18 protein-coding genes are annotated in these 24,185 nt (G+C 59.4%); 12 read left to right on the forward strand and 6 right to left on the reverse strand.

Features of this window, described 5'->3' with window-relative positions:
* Positions 1–115 precede the first annotated feature (115 nt).
* From M9827_RS03725 to M9827_RS03740, 4 genes are all read left to right on the forward strand, one after another.
* Complete coding sequence (locus M9827_RS03725; protein ID WP_034153180.1) at positions 116–1,402, forward strand: MFS transporter; 1,287 nt, start codon at positions 116–118, stop codon at positions 1,400–1,402.
* A gap of 62 nt (positions 1,403–1,464) precedes the next feature.
* A complete protein-coding gene (locus M9827_RS03730) occupies positions 1,465–2,217 on the forward strand; it encodes a 5-oxoprolinase subunit PxpA (RefSeq protein WP_250603563.1) in 753 nt (250 codons plus the stop codon).
* Entirely contained in the window at positions 2,214–2,918 is a 705-nt protein-coding gene (locus M9827_RS03735; RefSeq protein ID WP_250603565.1) for a 5-oxoprolinase subunit B family protein, read from the forward strand. The genes M9827_RS03730 and M9827_RS03735 overlap by 4 nt, the downstream gene beginning before the upstream one ends.
* Positions 2,915–3,838, forward strand: a complete 924-nt coding sequence (locus M9827_RS03740) for a 5-oxoprolinase subunit C family protein (RefSeq protein WP_250603567.1) — start codon at positions 2,915–2,917, stop codon at positions 3,836–3,838. Before M9827_RS03735 ends, M9827_RS03740 begins: the two co-directional genes overlap by 4 nt.
* A gap of 106 nt (positions 3,839–3,944) precedes the next feature.
* On the opposite strand, the gene M9827_RS03745 is transcribed toward M9827_RS03740, so the two are convergent.
* The 3 genes from M9827_RS03745 to M9827_RS03755 form a co-directional block, all read right to left on the reverse strand.
* Entirely contained in the window at positions 3,945–5,123 is a 1,179-nt protein-coding gene (locus M9827_RS03745; protein ID WP_007956512.1) for a vWA domain-containing protein, read from the reverse strand.
* A 12-nt stretch (positions 5,124–5,135) separates the two neighbouring features.
* A complete protein-coding gene (locus tag M9827_RS03750; RefSeq protein ID WP_007911294.1) occupies positions 5,136–5,981 on the reverse strand; it encodes an AAA family ATPase in 846 nt (281 codons plus the stop codon).
* Positions 5,982–6,187: 206 nt separating this feature from the next.
* Positions 6,188–7,264, reverse strand: a complete 1,077-nt coding sequence (locus M9827_RS03755; RefSeq protein WP_250603569.1) for a DUF748 domain-containing protein — start codon at positions 7,262–7,264, stop codon at positions 6,188–6,190.
* A gap of 127 nt (positions 7,265–7,391) precedes the next feature.
* Here M9827_RS03755 and cysK point away from each other — a divergent pair, with 127 nt between their 5' ends.
* From cysK to M9827_RS03770, 3 genes are all read left to right on the forward strand, one after another.
* Positions 7,392–8,366 carry a cysteine synthase A gene (gene cysK / locus M9827_RS03760; RefSeq protein ID WP_250603571.1) on the forward strand — a complete coding sequence of 325 codons (975 nt, stop codon included), beginning with the start codon at positions 7,392–7,394 and terminating at the stop codon, positions 8,364–8,366.
* A 184-nt stretch (positions 8,367–8,550) separates the two neighbouring features.
* Positions 8,551–9,489, forward strand: a complete 939-nt coding sequence (locus M9827_RS03765) for an aspartyl/asparaginyl beta-hydroxylase domain-containing protein (protein WP_250603573.1) — start codon at positions 8,551–8,553, stop codon at positions 9,487–9,489.
* A gap of 719 nt (positions 9,490–10,208) precedes the next feature.
* On the forward strand, positions 10,209–11,072 hold the full coding sequence (locus M9827_RS03770; RefSeq protein WP_250603576.1) for a DMT family transporter: 864 nt from the start codon (positions 10,209–10,211) through the stop codon (positions 11,070–11,072).
* An 88-nt stretch (positions 11,073–11,160) separates the two neighbouring features.
* On the opposite strand, the gene M9827_RS03775 is transcribed toward M9827_RS03770, so the two are convergent.
* Positions 11,161–12,069 carry a DMT family transporter gene (locus M9827_RS03775; RefSeq protein ID WP_250603577.1) on the reverse strand — a complete coding sequence of 303 codons (909 nt, stop codon included), beginning with the start codon at positions 12,067–12,069 and terminating at the stop codon, positions 11,161–11,163.
* Positions 12,070–12,155: 86 nt separating this feature from the next.
* On the reverse strand, positions 12,156–13,781 hold the full coding sequence (locus M9827_RS03780) for a methyl-accepting chemotaxis protein (protein WP_250603579.1): 1,626 nt from the start codon (positions 13,779–13,781) through the stop codon (positions 12,156–12,158).
* 398 nt (positions 13,782–14,179) lie between these two features.
* Between M9827_RS03780 and aceK the strand changes: the two genes are divergently transcribed.
* The 5 genes from aceK (at position 14,180) to M9827_RS03805 (ending at position 22,515) form a co-directional block, all read left to right on the forward strand.
* Positions 14,180–15,901: a bifunctional isocitrate dehydrogenase kinase/phosphatase gene (gene aceK / locus M9827_RS03785; RefSeq protein WP_250603581.1), complete on the forward strand. Its 1,722-nt coding sequence runs from the start codon at positions 14,180–14,182 to the stop codon at positions 15,899–15,901.
* A gap of 276 nt (positions 15,902–16,177) precedes the next feature.
* Positions 16,178–20,089 carry an ATP-dependent RNA helicase HrpA gene (gene hrpA / locus M9827_RS03790; protein WP_250603583.1) on the forward strand — a complete coding sequence of 1,304 codons (3,912 nt, stop codon included), beginning with the start codon at positions 16,178–16,180 and terminating at the stop codon, positions 20,087–20,089.
* Between the two features lie 322 nt (positions 20,090–20,411).
* Positions 20,412–21,533 (forward strand): beta-ketoacyl-ACP synthase III, encoded by a 1,122-nt coding sequence (locus M9827_RS03795; RefSeq protein WP_250603586.1) that lies wholly within the window; start codon positions 20,412–20,414, stop codon positions 21,531–21,533.
* A gap of 137 nt (positions 21,534–21,670) precedes the next feature.
* Positions 21,671–22,282: an RNA polymerase sigma factor gene (locus M9827_RS03800; RefSeq protein ID WP_250603587.1), complete on the forward strand. Its 612-nt coding sequence runs from the start codon at positions 21,671–21,673 to the stop codon at positions 22,280–22,282.
* Positions 22,276–22,515, forward strand: coding sequence for an anti-sigma factor family protein (locus M9827_RS03805; RefSeq protein ID WP_250603589.1), 240 nt, complete (start codon positions 22,276–22,278; stop codon positions 22,513–22,515). Before M9827_RS03800 ends, M9827_RS03805 begins: the two co-directional genes overlap by 7 nt.
* Positions 22,516–22,698: 183 nt before the next feature.
* Here the strand turns inward: M9827_RS03805 and M9827_RS03810 are convergent, their stop codons facing one another.
* Positions 22,699–24,021: a putative porin gene (locus M9827_RS03810; RefSeq protein ID WP_095119071.1), complete on the reverse strand. Its 1,323-nt coding sequence runs from the start codon at positions 24,019–24,021 to the stop codon at positions 22,699–22,701.
* Between the last annotated feature and the right edge of the window lie 164 nt (positions 24,022–24,185).

Genomic DNA, 24,185 nt, shown 5'->3' on the forward strand with positions numbered 1-24,185 from the left:
TTTTATTCGTTGGACGCAGCAGGGCCGCGCGACGAAAAATCGACGCATCCGGTCCCCACGATAGGCGTCGTCGGGGCTACGAACAAGACCAATAAAAAACCTGCGGAGATAAGCCATGCGTGCTCCCGACACCCTAGAAGTCCCCAAGGCAACGGCGCGTCCTGGTCCGTTCGATTGGTATCGCAACATCAACCAGCAGGAGCGCCGCACGTTCTGGAGCTGCAAGATCGGCTACGGTCTGGACGGCATGGACACGCAGATGCTCAGCTTTGTCGTGCCGACACTGATTGCCATGTGGGGCATCACCACTGGTGAAGCGGGGCTGATTCACACCAGCACGTTGATTGCTTCGGCCATTGGCGGCTGGGTGGCGGGGATTCTCTCTGACCGCATCGGTCGCGTGCGCACCCTGCAACTCACCGTGTTGTGGTTCGCCTTCTTCACTTTTCTCTGCGGCTTCGCGCAAAACTACGAACAACTGCTGATCGCGCGCACGTTGATGGGCTTCGGATTCGGCGGCGAATGGACCGCTGGCGCGGTACTGATCGGTGAGGTGATCCGCGCCAAGGACCGTGGCAAAGCGGTAGGCATGGTGCAATCCGGTTGGGCACTGGGCTGGGGACTGACGGCGATTCTGTATGCGTTGTTGTTCTCGGTGTTGCCGCCGGAAGATGCCTGGCGCGCACTGTTCATCCTCGGCATCGTGCCGGCAATTTTTGTGATTTTTGTCCGTCGTCTGGTGAAGGATCCGGAGATCTATCGCGAAGCCAAGGCCCAACAAACGCCGGAGACTCAATCGAAATTCTACGAGATCTTCGCGCCCGGCATGCTCTTCACCACGTTTCGCGCTTCACTGCTGACCACCGGTGCGCTGGGCGGCTATTACGCGATCACTTCCTGGCTGCCGACCTTCCTGAAAAACGAGCGCGGCTTGAGCGTACTCGGCACCGGTGGATATCTGGCGATGGTGATTGTCGGCTCCTACGTCGGCTACGTGATCAGTGCTTATCTCACCGACCTGCTGGGGCGTAAGAAGAACTTCATTCTCTTTGCGGTCGGCTCGTTCACCATCGTTCTGCTCTATACGCAACTGCCGGTGAGCAATGGTGTGATGCTGTGGCTGGGCTTTCCGCTGGGCTTCTTCGCCTCGGGGATTTTCAGCGGTATGGGCGCGTTTCTGACTGAACTGTTCCCTACGCGAATCCGCGGTTCGGGGCAGGGCTTTTGCTACAACATCGGCCGCGCGCTGGCAGCCTTGTTTCCGCTGCTGATCGGCCTGCTCAGCCAGAAAGTACCGTTGAGCGTCGGCATTGGCGCCTTTGCAGCGGTGTCTTACGGCGTGGTGATTATCGCGGCGTTGAGCCTGCCGGAAACTCGCGGCAAGCAACTCGATGCGCAGTAACTGATAACCTGCGAAGCACAGTCCTACAGATAAGAAGACAAGCACCTACAGGAGTGTTCACCGTGAGCCGCCTGCTATTGAATTGCGACATTGGCGAGAGCTTCGGCAGCTGGACCATGGGTCTGGACGCCGAGGTCATGCCCTTCATCGATTGCGCCAACGTGGCCTGCGGGTTCCACGCTGGCGACCCAGGCATCATGCGCAAGACCGTCAGCCTGGCGTTGAGCCACGGCGTGCAGATCGGTGCACACCCGGCTTATCAGGATCTGGTCGGTTTCGGTCGCCGCTCCATGGCGTATTCGGCGCAAGAGCTGCAAGACATTCTGCATTACCAGATCGGCGCCCTCGACGGCATCTGCAAGGCGCAAGGCGGGTGCGTCAGTTACGTCAAACCCCATGGCGCGATGTACAACGACATGATGGCCAACCCGTCGCAATTGCGTGCGGTGATTCAGGCGGTAGCCGCTTACGACCGCAGCCTGCCGTTGATGCTGATGGCCACCCGCGACAACTCGACAGCGCAGCAGATCGGCGATGAGTATGGCGTGACCCTGTGGTTCGAAGCCTTCGCCGACCGCGCTTACGACAGCGCCGGCAAACTTGTTTCACGGCAATTGCCGGGCGCGGTGCATCACGACCCGGAGAAAATCATCGAGCAGGCCCTGACCATCGCCCGTGGCGACAACCTCACCGCCAGCGACGGCAGCGCCTTGCGTCTGCACGCCAACACCCTTTGCGTACACGGCGACAACGCCAGTTCGGTGGCCGCCGTGCAGCGCATTCGCGAGGCCTTGAATCAGCAGCGTGCCTCATGAACCCACGGATTGAAGTGGTGGCACTGGATTGCCTGATGCTGCGTCTGTTTGATGAGATCGCCGAAGTCAACATGCCGTGGATGCTCGCTGCCAGTGAGCGTTTGCGTGCGGCGTTCGGGGCGCAGTTGATTGATCTGGTGCCGTCCTATACGACGTTGATGGTGCATTACGATCTGACTGCACTGGGCCCGAATCAGGCGCGGGCGTTGATCGCCGAGGCAATGATCGACCTGTCGCCGAATGCGCGAGCCGCTGGCCAGTGCCATGTGCTGCCGGTCTGGTATGACTTGAGCGTCGGTCCGGAATTGAGCTTGCTCGCCGAGCGCAGCGGTCTGGCGGTGGCGGAGGTGATCCGGCGGCACAGTGCGCGGGAGTATCAGGTGTTCGCCCTCGGTTTTGCGCCGGGGTTCGCCTTCATGGGGCTGGTTGAAGAGGTTCTGGCCGCGCCACGTCTGAACACGCCTCGCAAGAAGGTCGCAGCCGGCAGCGTCGGCATTGCCGAGCGGCAAACGGCGGCCTACCCGGTGGTATCCCCCGGTGGCTGGAACCTGATCGGCCGCACTCCCGCGAGACTGTTCGACCGCAATCGCGATGGTTACAGCCTGATGCAGCCCGGCGACACGGTACGATTCGAAGCGGTCAGTCATGCCGAGTTCATCAACCTCGGCGGCGACGATACGCCACTGGAGGCACTGGCATGAGCCGACTGACGATTGAAGCGAGTACGCCGCTGTGCCTGTTGCAGGACGCGGGGCGTTTCGGCGTGCGGCATCTGGGCGTGACCCAGGGCGGCGCGGCGGATTGGTGTTCGATGAGTTGGGCCAACTGGTTGCTGGGTAATGCGCTGGGTGCAACGGTGATCGAAATCAACCTCGGCGGCTTTGCCGTGGTGGCCGAAGAAGAATGTTGGCTGGCCTTGGCCGGTGCGGATCTTGGCGCACGGATCGACGGGCAGCCGCTGGCGCCGTGGCGCAGTTTCAAATTGGGCAAAGGGCAGACGTTGCAACTCACTCAGCCGTTGCTCGGTGCCCGGGCTTATCTGGCCGCGCCCGGCGGTTTTGATGCACCGCAGGTGTTGGGCAGTAGTGCCACGGTGGTTCGCGAAGAACTCGGTGGTCTGGATGGCATGGGCTTGCCGTTGGCCAAAGGGGCTGCGCTGGGTTATTGCGGTGAATCGCGGTTGCTGCGTGAAGTGCCTTTGCCGTTGCGGCCGGATCTGAAATCGAATGCACCGTTGGATCTGGTGCTCGGCGCACAGATCGGCCAGTTCAGCGGGCAGAGTCTGTTCGACGTGTTCAACACGGCTTGGGCGCTGGACAGCCGCGCCGATCGCATGGGCATTCGCTTGTTGGGCAGCACCTTGCACTATCAGGGACAACCGATGATTTCCGAAGGCATTCCGCTCGGTGCGGTGCAAGTGCCGCCGGACGGCCAGCCGATTGTGTTGCTCAATGATCGACAGACGATTGGTGGTTATCCGCGATTGGGCGCATTGACGCCGTTGGCGTTGGCGCGGTTGGCGCAGTGTCTGCCGGGGACGCAGGTGCGGTTGCGGCCGGTGGTGCAAGACGTTGCGCACCGTGAGCACATCAAATATCTGCAGCGTTTTCTGAATAGCTAAAAGCTTCGTCGGAACGCCGCCCGGAGCAAGCTCGCTCCCACAATTGAAATGCATTCCAATGTGGGAGCGAGCCTGCTCGCGAAGGGGCCATTACTGACAAAACAGATTATTTGGACAAAAACCGCATCCCTTCCTCAAGCCCGCGCAACGTCAACGGATACATCTGATCCTCGATCAGATCCCGCACGATATTGGTCGACGAGGTATAGCCCCAGGTATCTTTCGGATACGGATTGATCCAGATGAGCTTCTTGTACTTCTCCATGAAGCGCTGCATCCACACGTAGCCCGGCTCTTCGTTCCAGTGCTCGACACTGCCACCAGCCTGTGTGATTTCATACGGCGCCATGGCGGCGTCACCGATAAAGATCACTTTGTAGTCGGCGCCGTACTTGTGCAGCAGGTCCTGGGTCGAGGTGCGCTCGGAGGTGCGGCGCATGTTGTTCTTCCACACCGATTCATAAATGAAGTTGTGGAAGTAGAAATACTCCAGATGCTTGAACTCGGTCTTGCAGGCCGAGAACAGCTCTTCGCAGATCTTCACGTGGGCGTCCATCGAGCCGCCGATGTCGAACAGCAACAACAGCTTCACCGTGTTGCGCCGTTCCGGGCGCATCTGGATATTCAGCAGGCCGGCGTCCTTGGCGGTGTGGTCGATGGTGCCGTCGATGTCCAGCTCTTCCGCCGCGCCCTGACGAGCGAACTTGCGTAGACGACGCAGGGCGACCTTGATGTTGCGCGTGCCCAGTTCCACCGAGTCGTCGAGGTTCTTGTACTCGCGCTGATCCCAGACCTTCACCGCTTTGCCCTGGCGTTTGCCGGCATCGCCGACCCGAATGCCTTCCGGGTTGAACCCACCGGAGCCGAACGGGCTGGTGCCGCCGGTGCCGATCCATTTGTTGCCGCCGGCGTGGCGTTCCTTCTGTTCTTCCAGACGCTTCTTGAACTCTTCGATCAGCTTGTCCAGACCGCCGAGGGACTGGATCTGCGCGCGTTCCTCGTCAGTCAGCGAACGCTCGAACTCCTTGCGCAACCAGTCTTCGGGAATCAATGCCTGCAAGTGATCGTCGAGCTTTTCCAGGCCATTGAAGTAGGCGCCGAACGCGCGGTCGAACTTGTCGAAATGGCGTTCGTCCTTCACCAGAATCGCCCGCGACAAGTAATAGAACTCGTCCATGTCGGCGAAGGTCACGCGCTGTTTCAGCGCGTTGATCAGGTCGAGCAACTCGCGCACCGACACGGGCACTTTGGCTGCACGCATTTCATTGAACAGGTTGAGCAACATGGCGTCAGCCTCTTAGCGGGTGCCGCGACGGCTCATGAACGCCAGGCGCTCAAGCAGTTGCACGTCCTGTTCGTTCTTCACCAACGCACCGGCCAGTGGCGGAATGGCTTTGGTCGGATCGCGTTCACGCAAAACCGCTTCGCCGATGTTGTCGGCCATCAGCAGCTTCAGCCAGTCCACCAGTTCCGAGGTCGACGGCTTCTTCTTCAGACCTGGCACCTTGCGTACGTCGAAGAACACGTCCAGCGCTTCGCTGACCAGATCCTTCTTGATGTCGGGGTAGTGCACGTCGACGATTTTCTGCAGGGTGGTGCGGTCGGGGAAGGCGATGTAGTGGAAGAAGCAGCGGCGCAGGAAAGCGTCCGGCAGCTCTTTCTCATTGTTGGAGGTAATGATGATGATCGGGCGTTTCTTGGCCTTGATGGTCTCGTCGATCTCGTAAACGTAGAACTCCATCTTGTCGAGTTCTTGCAGCAAGTCGTTGGGGAACTCGATGTCGGCCTTGTCGATTTCGTCGATCAGCAAAATGACCCGCTCCTCGGACTCGAAAGCCTCCCAGAGCTTGCCCTTCTTCAGGTAATTGCGCACGTCGTGGACTTTTTCATTACCCAGTTGCGAGTCGCGCAGACGGCTGACCGCATCGTACTCGTACAGGCCCTGATGCGCTTTGGTGGTGGACTTGATGTGCCAGGTGATCAACTTGGCGCCGAACGATTCGGCCAGTTGCTCGGCGAGCATGGTCTTACCGGTGCCCGGTTCGCCCTTGACCAGCAGCGGCCGCTCCAGGGTGATGGCGGCGTTGACTGCCAGCTTCAGGTCATCGGTGGCGACGTAGGCCTGGGTGCCTTCGAACTTCATCTGCTAATCCTCGAACGGTAACGCCGACCTGACGGGCAGGGCGGGGGCGAAATAATCGGATGCCCGACTATAACGCGCAGCCCGGTCGACTGTGAACGCAGACGGCTTATTCAGTCTCTGAATGGGGCGTCACATGTTGACTCGGTCTCGGCCTGACGCCAGACAACACGGTTGTGGCGAGGGAATTGGTCTCCCATTTCAAAAAACTAACCCGCATCCGGCTTCGGTCGTTCATACCGCGCATTGAAAGCCTGGATGAAACCATTGCGCAAAATCTGCAAAAACGCTTCGAACGCGCTGATGTTTTGCTGATGCACGTTACCGCTGAGTTCGACCTTGGTGGCGAACTGGTTTTTCGCCTGGTTCTTCAGCACGGTTTCCGAGCCGCCGACGATGGCTTCCCAGACCGAGCGGAAGATGCTTTTGTTCTTGTTTTCCACGTCCTGCTGCCAATTGAACACTTCGACGTCGCGCAGTAGGGGTTTGATGTAGCCGTTGACCTGGGCTTTTTTGGCTTGGGCTTCGATCACCACATCACCGTGACCGGCATTGAAGTCGAATTTGCCGTAGGCCGAGGCGAAGTCGTTCATGCTTTTGAGTTCGATATCTTTGGCGCGCAGGCGGAACTGGAAGTCTTCAAAATTGCTCAACGGGTCGAAGGTGGCAGTGGTTTCCAGTGGCGCATGGCCGAGCAAAAGCGCTTTGCCTTCGAAGCGCGCGTCACGTTTGCCCTGCTTGTCGACCACGTTGGTCAGGTTGTAGATGCTGGCCTCGACGTTGGTGGCGTTCATATTGACCGGTGGCCTGGAGTTGAAATTACGGAAAGTGATTTTGCCCTCCTGAATCTGGACCTCGTCGAGAGTGATCGGCAGCAGCTTCCCCAATTGCGCACGCCAGTCAGTGCCCTGACCAGTTTGGGAGTTCTGTTTGTTGGCCCCGCCATCGACGAAGTTGACCTCAGGTTTGACGAACTTTACTTGCGCTACAACGGCGTGGTCGTACCACAGCGAATGCCAGCTGACTGCCAGATCGATCAGCGGCGCGTTGACGAACGGTACCGGAACCTTGCCATCGACCTTGACGATCTTCAGTCCATTGATTTTGTAGGCGCCGCGCCATAGGGCCAGATCGACATCAGTGATCTGGCCCCGATAGTCACCCATGTCCGCCAGTTTGCCGTTCAGGTAGTCACGCACCATGTAAGGCAGGGCGATATGCAGTGCGATCAACAGCACAACGACGACGGTGAAAATCCCTAGTGGCCAACTGTAGCGACGCTTCATGACAGCATTTCCCAGACGATGTAAGCGATTGACTGTTACGTCGCGCAGTCGTTCGACCCGACTGGACTGCGCCAGGCAACAGGCATACCTTGGAAGGCTGAATTCAACGCTGCATAAGGACCCAGCCATGAGCCGTATTTTTGCTGACAACGCCCATTCCATCGGTAATACGCCGCTGGTGCAGATCAACCGCATCGCACCGCGAGGCGTGACTATTCTGGCCAAGATCGAGGGGCGCAACCCCGGTTATTCGGTCAAGTGCCGGATCGGCGCCAACATGATCTGGGACGCCGAAAGCAGCGGCAAACTCAAGCCGGGCATGACCATTGTCGAACCTACGTCGGGGAACACAGGGATCGGTCTGGCCTTTGTTGCCGCGGCCCGTGGTTACAAGTTGATGCTGACCATGCCGGCTTCGATGAGCATCGAACGTCGTAAAGTCCTCAAGGCTCTGGGCGCCGAACTGGTGTTGACCGAGCCGGCCAAGGGCATGAAAGGCGCGATTGAGAAAGCGGCTGAAATCGTCGCCAGCGACGCCGACAAATATTTCATGCCGGCGCAGTTCGATAATCCGGCCAACCCGGCCATCCATGAAAAGACCACCGGTCCGGAAATCTGGAATGACACCGACGGCGCCGTCGATGTGCTGGTCGCGGGCGTCGGCACCGGCGGAACCATCACCGGCGTTTCGCGGTATATCAAGAATACCCAGGGCAAACCGATTCTCTCGGTGGCTGTGGAGCCGATGTCGTCGCCGGTGATCACCCAGGCGCTGGCCGGTGAAGAAATCAAACCCAGCCCGCACAAGATTCAGGGCATCGGTGCCGGTTTCGTGCCGAAGAACCTGGATCTGGCGATGGTCGACCGGGTCGAGCAGGTCAGCGACGAAGAGTCCAAGGCCATGGCGCTGCGCTTGATGCAGGAAGAGGGGATTTTGTGCGGCATCTCTTGTGGCGCCGCGATGGCAGTTGCGGTGCGTCTGGCAGAGACGCCGGAAATGCAGGGCAAGACCATCGTCGTGATTCTGCCGGACTCCGGTGAGCGTTATCTGTCGAGCATGTTGTTCAGCGATCTGTTTACCGAACAGGAGAATCAGCAGTAACCGCGTTGATTCAGATCAGCCGGGGTTCAGGATCTTTATGCTAATAAATGCTTTGTTGCGCAATTCTTAACACTGAATCTTGTGTAAGGCGGGTTTTGCCCGGCGCCGGTAGTGTTTATCATGGCCGGCTGCCATGTCGGGTAAAGGGCATTGCGCAGCGTTGTTTTTATTCAAGGAGTCGTTGATGACCTTTTCGTTAGCCGCCAAGGTGTTGGTGTTGCTGCTGTTCGTGGGCAGCATCCTCTATGTGCATTTGCGCGGCAAGGCGCGTTTGCCGGTTCTGCGCCAGTTCGTCAACCACTCGGCGCTGTTCGCTCCGTACAACGCCCTGATGTACCTTTTCTCCGGCGTGCCGTCCAAGCCGTACCTGGATCGCAGCAAATTTCCGGAACTGGACGTGTTGCGCGACAACTGGGAAACCATTCGCGACGAGGCCATGCACCTGTTCGACGAGGGCTATATCCGCGCCGCAGAAAAGAACAACGACGCCGGTTTCGGCTCGTTCTTCAAGAAGGGCTGGAAGCGTTTCTACCTCAAGTGGTACGACAAACCGCTGCCATCGGCTGAAACCCTGTGCCCGAAAACCGTGGCGCTGGTCAGTGCGATTCCCAACGTCAAAGGCGCTATGTTCGCGCTGTTGCCGGGTGGCAGCCACTTGAACCCGCATCGTGATCCGTTCGCCGGCTCCCTGCGTTATCACCTCGGCTTGTCGACGCCGAACTCCGACGATTGCCGGATTTTCGTTGATGGTCAGGTTTATGCCTGGCGTGACGGCGAAGACGTGATGTTCGACGAGACCTACGTGCACTGGGTCAAGAACGAAACCGACCAGACCCGCGTCATCCTGTTCTGCGACGTCGAGCGTCCGCTGAGCAACCGTCTGATGACCCGTATCAACCGCTCCATCAGCGCTTTCCTCGGTCGTGCTACCGCACCGCAGAACCTCGACGACGAACGCGTCGGCGGGATCAACCAGGCCTACGCCTGGAGCAAGAACTTCAGTGACAGGTTCAGTGGCGTGGTCAAGCAGTGGAAGCGCCGTCATCCGAAGGCCTACCGCGTGATGCGGCCGGTGCTGGCGGTGGTGGTGTTGACGTTGTTGGGGTATTGGCTGTTTGGTTGAGGCTGGATCAGGCAATAAAAAACCGCTCCTTGTGAGCGGTTTTTTTTATGAGGAGAAGGTGAACGAGTTGCCGGCGAGAACGCCTCCGGGCTCTTCTACGACTGGACTCATCAACGTTTCTCTGATTCGGTGCAACTCCCGCTCAGACAATTTTCCGGATGAGCGTTTTCTATCAGCTTTTATCGATCTGGCGCCTGGCGCCTTTTTTTCAACGGCAGCCTTCATGGTGCCTCCGGCGTTGATCATTAAATGAGCAGTTGTTCGATACTAGTCTTAGTCAATTAGCCCTTGTCCCCATGGTTGGGTGTCGCCATCGCAATCCAGCCTATTCACCGTGCGTCCAGTTGTCCCTGCCGGCCCTTTGCCCAAATCATTGCAATCCATGTCGCCCGCTGGTTATAGTCGGCGCACGTGAGACGTATGCCTCACCCTCCAACCCTTCAAAAAAGATCTGCGCAAATGCCTGCATCCCTCATCAACGCGGTAGTCGATTCAGCGGTCAACGCTGGCGTCGTGCCGTGCGGGAATCAGCAGCCCAAGCAGATCAGTCATTACCCTCCACCTGTCAGTAGCACGCCGGTGTGCGCAGTCGTATCACCGCCGGGCGTTGGCGTTTCGGGCTGATCGGCAGTTTCTGCTGCTCCCTGCGCCCGCCAGAAAAACCTACTGAATTTCAGCTTCGGCTGAGTTGGCTTCTTGCCTGACTACAGGTGGTATTCATGTTTGTCCTGTCGAAAAAATCCGCGCTCGCGGCCGCGTCCACGAGCCTGTTCGTTCTGCTGTGGAGCAGCGGCGCGATCTTCTCCAAATGGGGCCTGGCCCACGCTTCGCCGTTTGCCTTTCTGCTGATTCGCTTTGTGATTGCCTTGTGCGGGCTGGTGCTGCTGGCGCCGTTGCTCAAACTGAAGTTGCCCAAGGGCGGCAAACCAATGATGTTTGCGATCGCCACCGGCGTGGTGTTGTTGGGGGCCTATCAGATTTTCTATTTGCTGGCCCTGGACAGCAGAGTCACCCCGGGAGTGATGGCGACCATCATGGGAGTGCAGCCGATTCTCACCGTGGTGTTGATGGAGCGACAGCGTTCCGCGAGCCGAATGTTCGGTCTGGCGCTGGGGCTGGCCGGTCTGATCATGGTGGTTTACCAAGGCATTGGTCTGGCCGGGATGTCGTGGGCGGGGATGCTTTGGGGTTTGCTGGCGCTGGCAAGCATGACGCTGGGCTCGATCATGCAGAAGCGCATCACCGACAATCCTCTCGGTACGCTGCCGGTGCAATACCTGGCCGGGCTGTTGTTGTGCGGGATTTTCGTGCCGTTCCAGCCGTTCCACTTTGAGCACAGCACAGGTTTTATCGTGCCGGTGTTGTGGATGGGGCTGGTGGTCTCGGTGCTGGCGACGCTGTTGCTGTATCGGCTGATCGCACGGGGCAATCTGGTCAACGTCACCAGCCTGTTTTACCTGGTGCCAGCGGTGACGGCAGTGATGGACTATCTGATTTTCGGCAATCGCCTGGCGGCGTTAAGTGTGCTGGGCATGCTGTTGATCATTGTCGGACTGGCTTTTGTCTTCCGTAAAACCGACTAGCTGACAGGCGGGCTCACTCCCACATTGGAATGCATTCCCCTGTAGGAGTGAGCCTGCTCGCGATAGCCATTTCAGCAGCGCCAGAGGTCTAACGGGCTGTCACCTGAGAAGGTTTCACCGCCGCCGGCTTCAACACCAGCCACAACGCCGCCGCAATCAACACCCCGCCATAAATGTGTGCCATCGACAGCGGCTCATCCAGCAACAACGCCCCCCACAGCACGCCGAACGGCGGAATCATGAAGGTCACGGTCATCGACTTCACCGGACCGATCGAGCTGAGCAGGCGGAAATAAATGATGTAGGCGAACGCCGTGCAACCCAGGCCCAGGCCCAGCAGCGACAGCCAGACATGCCAGCCGCCCCAACTGAGCGGCGGTGCGGTGATCACGCTATAGCCGAACAACGGCAACAGGAATAATGTCGCGCCGAGCATGCTGCCCAGCGCCGACAGACGACTGTCCAGACCGCCGGCCTGATCGAGCCAACGGCGCGCGAGGAAACCGGCAAAGCCGTAGCAGGTCGTCGCCAGCAAGCAGGCGAGGGCGCCCATCAACAGTTGCATGTCAAATGCCACGGGGCCGGCGCGGGTCAGTACGCCAACGCCGAACAGGCCGAGGAACACCCCGCCCAGTTTGGCTGCGGTAAGTTTTTCACTGAAGAACAACCCGCCGATCAGCACGCCCATCAACGGCGTGGTGGCATTGAAAATCGCCGAGTAGCCGGCCGGCAAAACCTGGGCCGCAACCGAATACAGCGTCGCCGGAATCCCTGAGTTGATCACGCCCAGCAGCATCACGGTTTTCAGTTTGCCTTTGAAATCCCAGCGTACGCGCATCAGCCCAAGGATCACCAGCAGGCCAAGGGCCGCAATCGACACGCGAAAAAAACCGGTCGGGATCGTGCCGATCACCGGCGCAATAATGCGCATGAACAGAAAACTCGCGCCCCAGATGGCCGCCAGCGACAACATACGGAAAATATCGACAGGGCTCACGGCGGGGTCTCCTTCCTTGATCGGGACGAGAGTGTTGCCGAGCGCCCTGACGAAGGCAACCGCTATTCGGGCATTGAACTGTTCGCTCAGATCACAAAGCGTGTCACCAGACCGTTGAGATCGACGGCCAGACGCGACAGCTCCTGGCTTGCGGCCGAGGTCTGGGTGGCGCCAGCGGCGGTCTGGGTCGAGAGATCGCGGATGGTCACCAGATTCTGATCGACTTCGCGCGCCACCAAGGCCTGTTGTTCGGCCGCGCTGGCGATCACCAGATTGCGCTGGTTGATCTGCGAGATCGACGCGGTGATTTTCTCCAGCGCCTGACCTGCGCTGTTGGCGCGGCGCAACGTCTGTCCGGCCTGCTCGGCACTGCTCTGCAATGCGCCCACCGTCGACCCCGTGCCTTGCTGGATGCTGCTGATCATCAGCTCGATTTCTTCGGTGGAATTCTGCGTGCGTTGTGCCAGTGAACGCACTTCATCGGCGACCACCGCGAAACCGCGCCCGGCTTCACCGGCGCGTGCCGCTTCGATCGCCGCATTGAGCGCCAGCAGATTGGTCTGCCCGGCAATCCCGCGAATCACTTCCAGCACTTTGCTGATGTCCTGTGCCTGCGTGGCCAGGCCCTCGGCTTGTTCGGAAGCGCCGAGTACGGCATCGACCAGCTCCTGAATCGAACTGATGGTTTCGCTGACCTGCACATGGCCGTGCTTGCTGTCCTCGTTGGAGGCGGCTGACGCTTCTGCGCTGGACACCGCGTTGGCCGCGACTTCGTCCACCGCCGTGCTCATCTGGGTGACCGCGGTGGCGGCTTGTTCGATCTGATCGTTCTGCTGTTGCAGGCCGCGAGTGCTTTGCTCCATCACCGAACTCATTTCCTCGGCTGCGGACGCCAGTTGCTGCGCCGATTCGCTGATGCCGCGAATGGTCGAACGCAGATTGCCCTGCATCTCGGCCAAGGCGTCGAGCAGATGCGCAGCCTCATCTTTACCGCTGCTGACGATCTGGCCGCTGAGGTCACCGGCAGCAATGCGCCGCGCTACATTCAGTGCCTGATTGATCGGGGTGGTGATGCTGCGCGTCAGCTGCCAGGCCAGCAGCAGCGTGGCAATCAGGGCAGCCACGATGATGGTCGCGACAATCCACAGTGCCTGTTGGTACATCGCAGCGGCGGCATCGGCAGCGGCATCGGCGCCTTGCTGATTGAACGCGATCATCTGCTCCAGGGTTTTGTCGAGCAGCGTGCCCTGCGGCGCCAGTTCATTGTTAAGGCGCGTGTAGGCCTGTTCACTTTGCCCGGCGTCGATCTGGCCGATGATCTGTTCGAGAATGCTCATGTACTTGGCGGTGTTGGCATTCAAGCCGTCGAGCATCACCCGTTCCTCTTCGCTGGTGAGCAGGGCTTTGTGATCGGCGAGGCGCTTGAGCAGTTCTTCGCGCTGCGCCTTGATGATGCCTTTGCTTCTGTCGCGCACGGCAGGCTGGGTGCTGGTGATCAGGCGCAAGGATTCGAGGCGAATGCTGGCGATGTTCGCTGCCGCGTCATGGATGCTCTCGATGCTCGGCATCCATGATTCTTCAATCACCGTTGCACTTTCGCGCAGGGTTTTCATCTGGCCCAGACCGAACAGGCCGACCACCACCAGCAGACCGGCCAAAACGGCAAAGCTCAAACTGGCGCGCAAACCTATGCGCAGATTCCGGATAGACATCAGTGTGCTCCTTGATCTTTGAGGGGGGAGGTCGTCCTCGTCAGCGAGGATCTTGTTAGGAGGCGGGTGCTGGCGGGGTATATATCAAAGTGCCACTATTTTGGTAAGACCAATCTGGGTTTGTCGCAGGCGGTCCGCTCAGTCGCAGCAAAGCCGCGCACTAGACGCGTCGGTCAGGTATTGGATCCGAAGGCCAGAGAATTCGCGGGCTGGGGCAGGGCGGCGAGAAGCACCGCTGAGGTGATTAACTGACCGAACGGTCGATTAAAAAACTTTGCAAAAAACTGTGTCGCTGTACAACCCTGACGCGGATTTGGCAGAAATTGCACTTCACGCACACACGCTTGCGTGGCTAAGCTCAGGCACAGATTTTCCCCACGCACGCCGAGGTCTTAACTATGCCGCAACCATGGCCAGCCACCGACATCGCCCGCATGATCCTCGATGGCTTTGACGATTACCGCGAGCAATTCCGGCGGATCACCGATGGCGCACGGGAGCGTTTCGAGCAGGCGCGCTGGCAGGAGACGCAAACGGCGTCGGCGGCGCGGATCAATCTCTACGAAGAAAAGGTCGGCGAAACCATCGCTCGCCTGCGCGAATACTTCGATGATGAAACGCTGATGAACGTCAGTTGCTGGCCACTGGTGAAAAGTGCCTATATCAGCGTCATCGACCTGCGCTTCGACGATGAACTGTCCGAGACCTGGTACAACTCGATTTTCTGCGGTCTGTTCAGCCACGACCTGATCAGCGACGGCTGCATGTTCATCCACACCACCCGCCCGAGCCTGCGCCGTGCCCGTGCCGCGCAAACCCGCACCTACAAACCGCAGGGGCAGTTGTCGGGCATGCTCGCAAGCATTTTTGCCGATTACCGTTTCAGCGAGGATTACGCCGATCTGCCGGGAGACCTGCGCCGCCTCGAAGCGCAACTGCGCGAGAACCTGCCGGATTGGGTGTGCAAGGACCCGGAACTCAGCGTCGAGCTGTTTTCCTCGGTGCTGTACCGCAACAAGGGCGCCTACCTGGTCGGGCGCATCTACACCCGCGACGAGCAATGGCCGCTGGTAATTCCGCTGCTGCACCGCGAAGGACGCGGGATCCAGATCGACGCGCTGATCACCGACGAAGCCGATGTGTCGATCATCTTCTCGTTCACCCGTTCGTATTTCATGGTCGATGTACCGGTGCCGGCGGAGTTCATCGGTTTCCTGCGGCGCATTTTGCCGGGCAAGCACATTGCCGAGCTGTACACCTCGATCGGTTTCTACAAGCACGGCAAGTCCGAGTTTTACCGCGCGCTGATCAATCACCTGGCCAACACCGATGATCAATTCATCATGGCGCCGGGCGTGCGCGGCATGGTCATGAGCGTGTTCACCCTGCCGGGCTTCAACACCGTGTTCAAGATCATCAAGGACCGTTTCTCGCCGTCGAAAAACGTCGACCGCGCCACGGTGATCGAGAAGTACCGACTGGTGAAAAGCGTCGATCGGGTCGGGCGCATGGCCGACACCCAGGAGTTCGCCGATTTCCGTTTTCCGCTGAGCAAGTTTGATCCGGCCTGTCTTGAGGAATTGTTGGAAGTGGCGCCGTCGACGGTGTCGGTCGAGGGCGACACGGTGCTGATCCGTCACTGCTGGACCGAACGTCGCATGACGCCGCTCAATCTGTATCTGGAAAACGCCAACGATGCGCAGGTGCGCGAGGCGCTGGAGGATTATGGCCTGGCGATCAAGCAACTGGCGGCGGCCAACATCTTTCCCGGCGACATGTTGCTGAAGAACTTCGGCGTCACCCGGCATGGGCGTGTGGTGTTTTATGACTACGACGAAATCTGTTTTCTGACGGAGGCCAACTTCCGCCACATCCCTGCGCCGCGTACGCCGGAGGACGAGATGGCTTCGGAGCCGTGGTATTCGATCGGGCCGCTGGATGTGTTTCCCGAGGAATTTCCGCCGTTTCTGTTTGCTGATTCGGGGCAGCGCAAGTTGTTCGACCAGTTGCATGGCGAGTTGTACAACGCTGATTACTGGAAGAGTTTGCAGGAGGCGATTCGGGCGGGGAAAGTCATTGATGTCTTCCCGTACCGCCGCAAAGGTCTGGATAACGAGTAGCCTTCTTAAAAACACCCTCACCCCAGCCCTCTCCCGGAGGGAGAGGGAGCTAAACGAGGTGTCTTGCGTCAAGCACCGACCTGAAAGAGCTTGGCGATTATGGCTTCGGTGATGCACGTTCAGGTCGGCGAAGCTGGCGAAGTCGACTCGGTCGGTCCCCTCTCCCTCGGGGAGAGGGCTAGGGTGAGGGCAGCAATCCCCCCTGACACGCCACAAATCCCCCAAATCTGCGACAATCCGCCCCCTGCACATATAGACGACCGAATTGCCTACCCGATGACCGACGAATCGCCCTCCATCGACAAACTGCTGAAAAACCTCGATCACGCCATGCTCGCCGACCGTCACCGGCTGCGGCGGCAGTTGCTTGAGCTGCGCAAGAAACCCGACGAGGCCAAGCTGGCCCAGTGGGTGACGCGCATGCAGGCGTCCTGTGATCAGGTGCTGGCCCGCCGTGCCAGCCTGCCGGTGATTCGTTACGACGACAGCCTGCCGATCGCCGCCAAACGTGATGAGATCAAAAAGGCGCTGGAGCAGCATCAGGTGCTGATCATCGCTGGCGAAACCGGTTCGGGCAAAACCACCCAGTTGCCAAAAATCTGTCTGGAAATCGGTCGCGGTCAGCACGGTTTGATCGGCCACACACAGCCGCGCCGGATCGCTGCGCGCAGCGTTGCCAGTCGCGTCGCCGAAGAACTCGGCACACCGCTCGGTTCACTGGTTGGCTACCAGGTGCGTTTCGAGGATCAAAGCGATTCCAACACGCTGATCAAGCTGATGACCGACGGTATTCTGTTGGCGGAAACCCAGAACGACCGCTACCTCGAACGCTACGACACGATCATCGTCGACGAAGCCCACGAACGCAGCCTCAACATCGATTTCCTGCTCGGCTACCTGAAAACCCTGCTGCCGCGTCGCCCGGACCTGAAAGTCATCATCACCTCGGCGACCATCGATCTGGAACGTTTCTCCAAGCATTTTGATGACGCGCCGATTGTTGAAGTGTCCGGCCGTACCTTCCCGGTAGAAACCTGGTATCGCCCGCTGACCCTGGAGCAGGACGAAGAGGGCAACCGCGTTGAGGATGACCTGACGGTGGATCAAGCGATCCTCGCCACCCTCGACGAAATTGCCGCTTATGAGCGCAGCGAACGTCGCAGTCCCGGTGATGTGCTGGTGTTTTTGCCCGGCGAGCGCGAGATTCGTGACGCCGCCGATATGCTGCGCAAGGCCCAGCTCAAACACACCGAAATCCTGCCGTTGTACGCGCGCCTGTCGCCGGCCGAACAGCAGCGGATTTTCCAGTCGCACCCGGGCCGTCGCGTGGTGCTGGCAACCAACGTCGCCGAGACCTCGTTGACCGTACCGGGCATCCGTTACGTGATCGACAGCGGCACCGCGCGCATCAGCCGCTACAGCTACCGCGCCAAGGTGCAGCGCCTGCCGATCGAAGCGATTTCCCAGGCCAGCGCCAACCAGCGTAAAGGCCGTTGCGGCCGGGTAGAGCCGGGCATCTGCATTCGGCTGTACAGCGAAGAAGATTTCAATGGACGCCCGGAATTTACCGATCCGGAGATTCTGCGCACCAACCTCGCCGCTGTGATTCTGCAGATGCTGCATCTGCGCCTTGGCGAGATCACCGCATTCCCGTTCATCGAGCCGCCGGATGGCAAGGCGATCAGCGACGGTTTCAACCTGCTGCAAGAACTCTCGGCGGTAGATCGCAACAGTCAGCTGACCCCATTGGGCCGTCAGTTGGCGCGCCTGCCGGTCGACCCGCGTATGGGCCGCATGCTGCTCGAAGCGGCCAGGCTCGGCAGTTTGCAGGAAGTGCTGATCGTCGCCAGCGCCATGTCGATTCAGGACCCGCGCGAGCGGCCGCCGGAACGTCAGCAAGCCGCTGATCAGGCCCACGCGCAATGGAAAGACGTTGATTCCGACTTCGCCGGTTTAGTGAATCTGTGGCGCGGATTTGAAGAGCAGCGCCAGGCACTGACCGCCAGCCCGCTGCGCAACTGGTGCCGGAAGAATTTCCTCAACTATCTGCGTCTGCGCGAGTGGCGCGACTCCCATCGGCAGTTGAGCCTGATCTGCCGCGACATGCAGTTGAGCCTGAATAAAGAGCCGGCGGATTATCCGAAACTGCACAAAGCGGTGCTGGTCGGTTTGCTTAGCCAGATCGGCCAGAAAACCGAGGACGGTGATTACCTCGGCGCGCGTCAGCGACGTTTCTGGATCCACCCGTCGTCGGGCATTGGCAAGAAGCGCCCGCAATGGCTGATGACCGCCGAACTGGTAGAAACCACCAAGCTCTACGCGCGGATGGTCGCCAAGATCGATGCCGACTGGATCGAGCCATTGGCCGGGCACCTGATCAAGAAAAACCACTTCGAACCGCACTGGGAAAAGAAGCGCGGCCAGGTCGTGGCCTATGAGCAGATCACTCTGTTCGGGCTGATCGTGGTCGGCCGCCGCCCGGTGCATTACGGCCCGGTGGATCCGGTGGTTTCCCGTGAGCTGTTTATCCGTGAAGGTCTGGTGCGTGGCGAGATTCAATCGAAAGCCAAGTGCCTGACCGCCAACAAACAGTTGCTCGAACAGCTCGATGAACTGGAAGCCAAGGCCCGTCGTCGCGATATTCTCGCCGACGAAGAAACCCTGTACGCGTTCTACGACGCGCGCTTGCCGGCGGAGATTCATCAGACCGCGACTTTCGACAGTTGGTACCGCGTCAACAGCCAGAAGAACCCGCAACTGTTGATCATGCGCGAAGAAGACGTGCTGGCCCGCGAAGCCAGTGAAGTCACCGCGCGGGATTACCCGGACACGCTGCACATCGGCGATCTGGAACTGGCGCTGACTTATCACTTTGAACCCAATCACCCGCGCGACGGCGTGACCCTGCGCGTACCGGCCCCGCTGTTGCCGATGCTGCCACCGGAACGCCTGGAATGGCTGGTGCCGGGCATGATAGAGGCCAAGTGCATCGCCCTTGTGCGCAACCTGCCGAAAGCCTTGCGCAAGAACTTCGTGCCGGTGCCGGACTTCATCAAGGCTGCCTTGCAACGCATGACCTTTGCCGAGGGTTCGTTGCCGCAGGCGCTTGGTCGCGAATTGCTGCGCATGACCGGCGCTCGGGTCAGCGACGAGGCGTGGGCCGAGGCTGAGCAAGGCGTGGAGGGGCATCTGCGGATGAACCTGGAAATCGTCGACGGCCAAGGCAAATTCCTCGGCGAAGGCCGCGATCTGGCGGAGTTGACGGCGCGGTTTGCCGAAGCCAGTCAGGCCGCACTGGCGGTGCCGCAGAGTGCGAAAAGTCAGCAGCCGGTGGAGGCGAAAGTCTTCGCGCCGGTGGCGGAAAAGACTCAGCAGAAGATCGCCGGGCTGTCGATGACGGTGTATCCGGCGCTGGTCGAAGAGGGCGGTACGGTCAAGGAAGGGCGCTTCTCGACCCCGGCCGAGGCCGAGTTCCAGCATCGTCGCGCCTTGCAGCGCTTGTTGATGCAGCAATTGGCTGAGCCGGCCAAGTTCCTGCGTGGCAAGTTGCCGGGGCAGACCGAACTGGGCTTGCTCTACCGCGAGTTGGGTCGCGTCGATGCGCTGGTCGAAGACATTCTGCTGGCCAGTCTCGATAGCTGCATTCTGGAAGGCGAAGACCCATTGCCCCGCGACGGCGCCGGGTTGGCGGCACTGGCCGAGCGCAAACGCGGCAACTGGACCGAACACGCCGAGCGCGTGGCCCGGTTGACCCTGGAGATTCTCAAGCTCTGGCACGGTCTGCAAAAGCGCTTCAAGGGCAAGATCGATCTGGCCCAAGCCGTGGCGCTGAACGACATCAAGCAGCAAATCGGCAATCTGGTGTATCCGGGGTTTGTCCGCGAGACGCCGATGCAGTGGCTTAAAGAGCTGCCGCGTTATCTGAAAGCCGTCGAGCAGCGCTTCGAAAAGCTCGGCGCGCAGGTGCAGAAGGATCGGGTCTGGAGCGGCGAACTCGCCGGCCTCTGGTCGCAATACCAGACGCGCGCGGCCAAACATGCGCAGGAAGGCAAACGCGATCCGCAGCTTGAGCTGTATCGCTGGTGGCTGGAGGAATACCGGGTGTCGCTGTTCGCCCAGCAGTTGGGCACCAAAGTCCCGATCTCCGACAAACGCCTGAACAAGCAGTGGAGCCAGGTCGAACCCTGATCCCACGCCTTGTAACGATCCTGTAGGAGCTGCCGAAGGCTGCGATCCTTTGATTTTGCTTTTTACAACGTCAAGATCAAAAGATCGCAGCCTTCGGCAGCTCCTACAGGGATCGCGTTTAGAAGGAGAAAGGCGCCAAAAGTCCGCGTTTATGGCAAACTTCGCGACCATAAACGCCGGTTTCGCGACCTAGAGCCCTCGGCCGTGTCGCGCGACGGAATAAAGCGATGCCAGGTTTGCGTCCCCCGGATGGGAATAGACCCTTTGTGTGTTGGTACGACGGTTCCAGCACTTTCTGCCTGAACAGATTAGAGAAACGACCATGCATAACGTCGTCATCAGCGGCACCGGCCTGTACACCCCGGCCAACAGCATCTCCAACGAAGAGCTGGTGCAGTCTTTCAATACCTACGTCGCCCAGTTCAACGCCGACAACGCCGCAGCCATTGCCAGCGGCGAAGTCCAGGCCTTGACCGAATCCAGCGCCGCGTTCATCGAAAAAGCCTCGGGCATCAAGAGCCGCTTTGTCATGGACAAGGATGGCATCCTCGATCCGCAACGCATGGCCCCGCGTCTGCCGGAACGCTCCAACGACGAATGGTCGGTGCTTTGCCAGATGGCCATCGGCGCTGCCGAACAGGCCCTGCAACGTGCCGGCAAAACTGCCGCTGACATCGACGGCGTCATCGTTGCCTGCTCCAACCTGCAGCGCGCCTATCCGGCCATCGCCATCGAAGTCCAGGAAGCCTTGGGCATTCAGGGTTTTGGTTTCGACATGAACGTGGCCTGTTCCTCGGCGACTTTCGGCATTCAGGCCGCCGCCAACAGCGTGCAACTGGGCCAGGCCCGGGCGATCCTGATGGTCAACCCGGAAGTCTGCACCGGGCACCTGAACTTCCGTGACCGCGACAGCCACTTCATCTTCGGCGACGCCGCGACTGCAGTGATCATCGAGCGTGCGGACACCGCGACGTCCAAGCACCAGTTCGATGTAGTCAGCACCAAACTGCTGACCAAGTTCTCCAATAACATCCGCAACAACTTCGGCTTCCTCAACCGCGCAGCGGAAGAGGGTATCGGTACCCGCGACAAGCTGTTTGTGCAGGAAGGCCGCAAGGTGTTCAAGGACGTTTGCCCGATGGTTGCCGAGCTGATCGGAGAACATTTGGAAGAGAACAAGCTCAACGTCGGTGACGTGAAACGCTTCTGGCTGCACCAGGCCAACCTGAGCATGAACCACCTGATCGTGCGCAAGTTGCTGGGCCGCGAAGCCACCGAGGAAGAAGCCCCGGTGATTCTCGACACCTACGCCAACACCAGCTCGGCGGGTTCGGTGATTGCTTTCCACAAATATCAGGATGATCTGGCGAGCGGTTCGCTGGCGGTGCTGAGTTCGTTCGGTGCGGGCTATTCGATCGGCAGCGTGATCCTGCGCAAGCGTTGAAAATAGGTTTAATTTCCTCTTAATCGCGCCGAACTTTCCTACATCCGAATCGGCTCAAACGCTGTAATTTTTCGGAAATGGCGGCAGGTAGAGACCTGCCGCGTTTATTTCCGGGATCGGTACAAGGGGATTGATGGATGGCGGCTGACGACACCCAACTGCTTGCGCGTCTGCTGGCGGGCGAGCAACAGGCTTTCAAGGAACTGGTGACGACGTACCAGAGCGCCATGCGTGCCGTGGCGTATGCGATTGTCGGCCAGCGACATGTCGAAGAAGTGGTGCAGGATGCCTGGCTTTCGGTGGTGCGCCACATTGCCAGCTTCGAAGGTCGTTCCAGTCTCAAGACCTGGCTGTTGACCATTACGGCCAACTCGGCCAAAAGTCGTTATAAACAAAATCGCCGGGAAGTGTTGATGGATGATTTGCCATCGCCCCACGGCACGATCGACGACGACCGTTTTTCTCCCGGTGACGGCCATTGGCTGGTCGCCCCATTCGCCTGGCACCAGGACACACCCGAAGCGCTACTTACTGAAGGCGAACTGCGCGAGTGTCTGGAGCACACGCTGCTAAGCCTGTCGGAACTGCAAAGCAGCGTTTTGCTGTTGCGTGAACGCCAGGGGCTGGAGCTGGAAGAGATCTGTAATCTTCTGGAGATCTCGCTCTCCAATGTCCGTGTGCTGCTGCATCGTGCGCGGCTGAAAGTCTTCGCGACCGTGGAGCATTTTGAGGAGACAGGAGAATGCTGACCTGTAAGGAGCAAGTGGCGCGCTCCAGCGATTATCTCGATGAGCAATTGAGCTTTCGCGAAAAGTGGATGGTGCGTCATCACCTGATGTTTTGTCCGAACTGTCGGCGTTTCATTCGACAGATGCGTTTGATGCAGGCCACGTTGAAGGCGCTGCCGGAGAAACCGGTAGAAGGCGTCGAAGAACTGGCCGAACGCCTGGCCGAGCAACGACGAAAAGATAACCCCCTGTAGGAGCTGTCGAGTGAAACGAGGCTGCGATCTTTTGATCTTGTTTTCAGGATCAAGATCAAAAGATCGCAGCCTTCGGCAGCTCCTACAGGGGTTTTTTGCATCCTGCAGAAATAACCCGGTGCGGGTGAAGCGAACGGATGATGGGGATCGTCCCGCCCGCACAGGGCTAAAGGGTGAAGCGTTTTAGAACTTGGCTTCCGCGTCCAACTGCAAGGTGTTGGCGTCAGCGTCACGCTGGGTACGGCTGGCGAAGTCGGCCTTGGTCAGGAAGTACGTCGCGCCAATGGCGAAGTTCTTGTCGATGTCGTAACCGACCTTGAACTTGTGGCCACGGGAACCGGTGGTGCCGTTGGCGAAGTCGGAGTCGGTGAAGGCGCCGACTACGGCGTTGCGCTGCACGTCGCGGTAGTTGTAATCGAGGTTCAGGCCGAAGACTTTCGACTTGGCACCCAACAGCCACGCGGTGTCCTGATCGGTCACGGCGTCGTTGTTCTTCACGTACTGGCCGTAGAACGACAGGGGCATTGGCAGACCGCCGATGTCGACCTGGCTGAAGCCTTCATACAGACGGAATTCGTTGTTGGCCGAGTTGCCGTTGACCGCCAGGGCACACGGTGTGGAAGTGCCGGTGCAGCGGCTGTCTTCGTCGTTCTGGTAGGCGTAGACACTGCCGCCCAGGGTCACTTTCAGGTTGTCGCTGATGTTGAAACGGCTACCCAATTGGCCAGCGGTCAGGCGCAGGTCGTGACGGAACTGCACGCCGTCGCCGTCGACGTTGTCCTTGAGGTTGTAGTTACCCAGGCTGCCGAACAGTTCGGCGCTGCTGCCCAGTGGATATTTGTAGGTAACGGCCAGACCTTCCGGGTTGATGTCGCTGTCCCAGATCACGTCGCCCATGCTGACCCACGGCTGGAGCATCTTGCCGCCAATGATGTGCAGGTTCTTGATCTGGTCAGGGTGGTAGTCGATGTAGCCCAGATCCAGCCAGATCTGCTTCTTGTCGAAGTAGTTGTCCTGATCCTGGTTGGTCGAACGGGCATCGTCGCCGCCGCCAGTGGCGATACGAATACCGGTGTCGACTTGCGGGTTGATCTCGGTGTAGGCACCCAGACGGGCACGGATGCGCTGACGATCCTTGTCGCGGCCGCCGTTGTTCGGTTCGCCGTCGATCTTGATGGTTTCCTGACGGATACGCACATCGCCCTTGAACTGGGTCTTGGCCGCCCAGGCCAGTTTCTGATCGAAGACGCTTTGCTCGTTGGTTTTCTTCGCAACAGCGGCGACTTGTTCGTTGGTCTCTTGCTGCGCCTGCTGCGCGATTTGCTGAGCCTTCTGATCCTTGGCCAGTTCAGTTTGCAGTTCGATGTACTGCGCCTGGGAAATGGAACCGTTAGCCTTGAGCATGTCGAGCAGTTTGGCGTCGACTGCAGCACTGGCCGGAACACTCATGGCCAGCAACAAGCCACCGCACAGGGCCGCCGCAGTTTTCGTGGAAGCAAGACGCATAGCAATCTCCGAAGATGAGAGGGGATGGCACAGCCATCCGGGGCACAACCGACGATTCGAACGTCGGAAAACAGTGTCCGGGTAGAACCCGGCGCTCTAAAAACAGGCGCCAGTATCGCGATGGTTTATGACAGGGCAGTGGCACAGTGATGGCAGGTTGATGA

The sequence above is a fragment of the Pseudomonas sp. AKS31 genome, from assembly GCF_023634765.1.
In the GTDB taxonomy this organism is placed as follows: Bacteria; Pseudomonadota; Gammaproteobacteria; order Pseudomonadales; family Pseudomonadaceae; genus Aquipseudomonas.

Coding starts and splice junctions, on each gene's coding strand:
- M9827_RS03725 (WP_034153180.1), top strand. CDS start 116: ATGCGTGCTCCCGACACCCTAGAAGTCCCCAAGGCAACGGCGCGTCCT.
- M9827_RS03735 (WP_250603565.1), top strand. CDS start 2,214: ATGAACCCACGGATTGAAGTGGTGGCACTGGATTGCCTGATGCTGCGT.
- M9827_RS03740 (WP_250603567.1), top strand. CDS start 2,915: ATGAGCCGACTGACGATTGAAGCGAGTACGCCGCTGTGCCTGTTGCAG.
- M9827_RS03745 (WP_007956512.1), bottom strand. CDS start 5,123: ATGTTGCTCAACCTGTTCAATGAAATGCGTGCAGCCAAAGTGCCCGTG.
- M9827_RS03750 (WP_007911294.1), bottom strand. CDS start 5,981: ATGAAGTTCGAAGGCACCCAGGCCTACGTCGCCACCGATGACCTGAAG.
- M9827_RS03755 (WP_250603569.1), bottom strand. CDS start 7,264: ATGAAGCGTCGCTACAGTTGGCCACTAGGGATTTTCACCGTCGTCGTT.
- cysK (WP_250603571.1), top strand. CDS start 7,392: ATGAGCCGTATTTTTGCTGACAACGCCCATTCCATCGGTAATACGCCG.
- M9827_RS03765 (WP_250603573.1), top strand. CDS start 8,551: ATGACCTTTTCGTTAGCCGCCAAGGTGTTGGTGTTGCTGCTGTTCGTG.
- M9827_RS03770 (WP_250603576.1), top strand. CDS start 10,209: ATGTTTGTCCTGTCGAAAAAATCCGCGCTCGCGGCCGCGTCCACGAGC.
- M9827_RS03780 (WP_250603579.1), bottom strand. CDS start 13,781: ATGTCTATCCGGAATCTGCGCATAGGTTTGCGCGCCAGTTTGAGCTTT.
- aceK (WP_250603581.1), top strand. CDS start 14,180: ATGCCGCAACCATGGCCAGCCACCGACATCGCCCGCATGATCCTCGAT.
- hrpA (WP_250603583.1), top strand. CDS start 16,178: ATGACCGACGAATCGCCCTCCATCGACAAACTGCTGAAAAACCTCGAT.
- M9827_RS03795 (WP_250603586.1), top strand. CDS start 20,412: ATGCATAACGTCGTCATCAGCGGCACCGGCCTGTACACCCCGGCCAAC.
- M9827_RS03800 (WP_250603587.1), top strand. CDS start 21,671: ATGGCGGCTGACGACACCCAACTGCTTGCGCGTCTGCTGGCGGGCGAG.
- M9827_RS03805 (WP_250603589.1), top strand. CDS start 22,276: ATGCTGACCTGTAAGGAGCAAGTGGCGCGCTCCAGCGATTATCTCGAT.
- M9827_RS03810 (WP_095119071.1), bottom strand. CDS start 24,021: ATGCGTCTTGCTTCCACGAAAACTGCGGCGGCCCTGTGCGGTGGCTTG.